The sequence below is a fragment of the Marivita geojedonensis genome, from assembly GCF_002115805.1.
GTDB lineage: Bacteria > Pseudomonadota > Alphaproteobacteria > Rhodobacterales > Rhodobacteraceae > Marivita > Marivita geojedonensis.
Map to the genome: position 1 here is coordinate 1 of NZ_JFKC01000056.1, position 3,580 is coordinate 3,580.

Consider the following 3,580-nt stretch of genomic DNA (forward strand, 5'->3'; position numbering starts at 1 on the left):
GGTCAAGGCGGCACCGATATCGCCGACGTGTCGATCGTGATTGACGGTGTCACGCAAAATGCCGCTCCAGTGGCCGGCAATGACGCTTATTCCGTAACCGAAGGCGATCTCCTTAGCGCCACCGATCTGCTGGCCAATGACAGCGATGGGGATGGCGGCATACTGAGCATTACCAGTGTCAATGGTCAGGCGACAGGCACAACAATTTCGCTCGCATCGGGTGCGCTTGTGACCGTGCAGGCGGATGGATCTTTCGATTATAATCAGAACGGTGCGTTCGACAGCCTGAACTCCGGAGAGCAAGCCACCGATGGTTTCAGCTACACAGTCTCTGACGGTCAAGGCGGAACCGACACCGCGGATGTATCGATTGTGATCGATGGTGTCTCGCCAGAAACTATCGCAACCTCGACTTTGATTAATTTTGAAGGTGTTGCTGTCGGGCCCTACGCCGGCACCGCCAACCTGCAGTTTGTTGGGCTTGAGGTGGTCAGCGATCAAAGCCTCAGCGGTGTTCACGCTGGACAAAGCTTAGGCGAGGTCACCATAACCACAACGGGTGAAGACTTCGATCTCGAATCGCTATCCATGATCGTCGCGTCGGGGCGTACAAAAGTCCTCATCGAAGCGTACGATGACGGGGTGCAGGTTGGCTCCACACAACTGAATGTCGGGGCTCGACGCCCGAACGATGCAATTTTTGACACGACCTTCGACAGCATCGATCAAGTTGTTATGAGGGGCGATGGCACCTTCCTCGTGGATGATATTTTTGTCGTAACTCACAGCATTGTCGATCCAGGTGGCAATGTCTCACCAGTGGCACAGGATGATACCTTCACCACAACGGAAAAAGATCCTGTCGTAGGCAATCTGCTTGTCGACAACGGCAACGGCGCTGATTCTGATCCCGATGGAGATCCTCTGGGTGTCATCTCGGTCGCCGGCGCGAGCACAGGACCTGTTGCGCTAGTCTCGGGCGCGCTTGTGACATTCGCCGAAGACGGCAGCTTCTCCTACGATCCAAATGGCGCATTCGATCAGCTCAATGATGGTCAGACCGCAACGGACAGCTTTGTTTATGAGGTTTCGGATGGTCAGGGTGGTGTCGACATGGCAACCGCCTTGGTTACGATTTTGGGCTCTGGTGCAGCACCCACCCAAATCATCCTCGATTTCGAAACTGGTCTGGAACAAGACGGGTTTACCGTTACGGGCGCCACAATTGATGGTGTCGGTTCCGGAGACCAATCGGCGCAAAGTGCAGGTGCCAGCTTGTCGATTACGAGGGACGGGAGCTTGTTTGATTTCGAAGGAGGGATCGTGACCGTGGTCGGAAGGGGCCGCGTCGAGGCCACCTTCACCGGGTATGCTAACGGCGAGGTTGTCGCGACCGAGGTTATCTCGCTGCGCGCAGGCAAGGAAGAGGCGGTCAGTTTGTCCAATCCCGATTTTGACACCATCGACAAGATTTCGATCATGTCGGTGGGTGGCGTTACAGTAGACGACCTTGCGTTCTGGGTCTGATTTTCCGCGTCAACCGGTGACCAGCCACAAAACTTTCACCCAGCGGATAGAGGATCTCTTTACAGTGCTATGCGTTTGGTCGCGGGTGGAGCAACCGACAGATGGGCGTAGTTTTCACATTAAGCAGCGCGGCGGTCGGCTGCGGCAAACAGGTCCTCGGCGAACGCCTTTCCGGTCTGGTCGTCGAGGGCATCTTCGTCCCGCGACCCAGTCATACGTCTAGCCCATCGTGCTGCACAGCGCGCCAATGGCCAGTTCGGTGAAGCTGCACTGCAGCGATTTGGAGGCCGAGGAGAGGTCCCTATCGGCTGCCTCTATCACAAGCAATGTCCGCAAACTGTGTACGCGTCGGTCTCTGCATCATTCAGCCTAGTCGGCAGTGGACTCGCTGCCGACGTCGGAGGCAGTGCCGCATCCGGGATGAAACAACCGTTCATCAGGCGGTGAGCAAATGCCTTTGTCGGAGGTGCGAGGCTCTGGGAGAGGTGGAGTTCAGGATCGTCTTTGTTGGTGGCTCTCTGGATGCGCTACTTGGAGGCGAGCAGGGGAAAACACATCCAGAGCCTACGGGTAGAGCTGAGCTGACGTGGAAAGACGAAGAGGCCCAACAGTAGGTCTGTGGTCCACGAGCAAAATGGGCCTCTTCGCATAGGTGATGGAAATTTGTGCTTTTAATGCCTTCTCAGGCTCTCACACTCTCGCCAAAAATCAAGACAGACACTCTGACCTACAAACAAAAAGCCTGTGCTGCCCGGAGACAACACAGGTGTAAGTCTTTGGGAACTTAATGTTGAATACCAACTGTATTCACAGACCATACATTTGATCATCTGTAGTTACAGAATAAAGTCAGAGTTACTGACCTAAATACTTGTTGGTAGCGCAGTGAAAAAGCTTCGACGACTCGTGGTCCTAGTTTACAATTCAACAAATTTTATCATGTCGATGTGGTCGATCTGAATGGCTTGGGGGAGGTATGAAAGCTTATAACGAACACACTTATCAGACCTTTAAGCGAAACACCGTTGAAACTATTCCACTTACTGAGGGGCTAATCAAAGATGTTATGCCTTACTTTCCCAAGTACATAAAATGTATTGGTGGATACGTTGATGACAGTAAGCAGTTCTGGAAGTCAAACTATCATTGGGAACACCTATGCTCTATGATTAGACGCTCCATCGAAGAAAATTTGTTGGACGACCGTCTTACGACCTGCGCAAAAGCAGTTCTAGCGAATCTAGAAAATAATCCACCGAATCCAATAACTGGATATCTTGCGGCGAAAGCGATGGGTACGCCAAAGGATATCACACCTCGAGATCAACAGATATCCCGCTGGAAAACACTACGCCAATCCAAAAAGGACTTTAAAACAATTATTACCAAAGCTGGAATCATTGGCCCCGGGAAGGATGAAAAGGAACATGTCTCTTGGTACTACTGCGTTGCTCCAGTTGCACGACCTGGTACATCCAAGCATGGATGTGGTTATGCGCTGGATATTCAAGGACGGGATAAGAAAGATAATCCATTAATTCGATCAGTATCTGCAGAATTGGGTTCAAGTCATATTTTTGACGAAGCTTCACATGTACATGTTGAGTTCAAAAATGGAGTGAATGGAGCATTAAGTTCGCGTGTTGCCGCTGCTAATCAAAAAGCAAATAAACCAGTGGGCGACGGTTCGACATCACCAAATGTTTCTATCGCACCGCCGCAAACCATGGAAAGCGAAACTGCTTTAAAGATGATGTGTTTGATAAAAGAGGATCCAACTGACCCTGAAGTTAATCCAATAAATGCGGAACCAACAACATATCTACAACAAGCACAAGAAGCATTTAACAGTTTCCTAACAGCCATTGATTGGTAGGTTTAGCACTACGTTCTCAGAGCAGACGGCAGCTCGCTTCACGAACGTGGGAGAACAGGTTTATCTCTACTTTTTATGTTTGACGGTGGCTGCATGTCTTTCTTCCTCAGTGCGACTTGAGACAAAACTCGCAACACTAGTTTTTCCATGCGGGTCCTTTGATCCTTAGGGTCAGGA

The 3,580-nt window shown here is 51.0% G+C and carries 2 protein-coding genes; both read left to right on the forward strand.

Annotated elements, in window-relative coordinates:
- Positions 1–1,527: Ig-like domain-containing protein (locus MGEO_RS20915; protein WP_198948142.1), on the forward strand; the 1,527-nt coding region annotated here is incomplete at its 5' end.
- Between the two features lie 976 nt (positions 1,528–2,503).
- Positions 2,504–3,403 carry a hypothetical protein gene (locus MGEO_RS21290; RefSeq protein WP_143746336.1) on the forward strand — a complete coding sequence of 300 codons (900 nt, stop codon included), beginning with the start codon at positions 2,504–2,506 and terminating at the stop codon, positions 3,401–3,403.
- Positions 3,404–3,580: the final 177 nt, after the last annotated feature.

Excerpts from the sequence above, each read along its gene's own strand:
- MGEO_RS21290 (WP_143746336.1), top strand. The coding sequence starts at position 2,504 with ATGAAAGCTTATAACGAACACACTTATCAGACCTTTAAGCGAAACACC.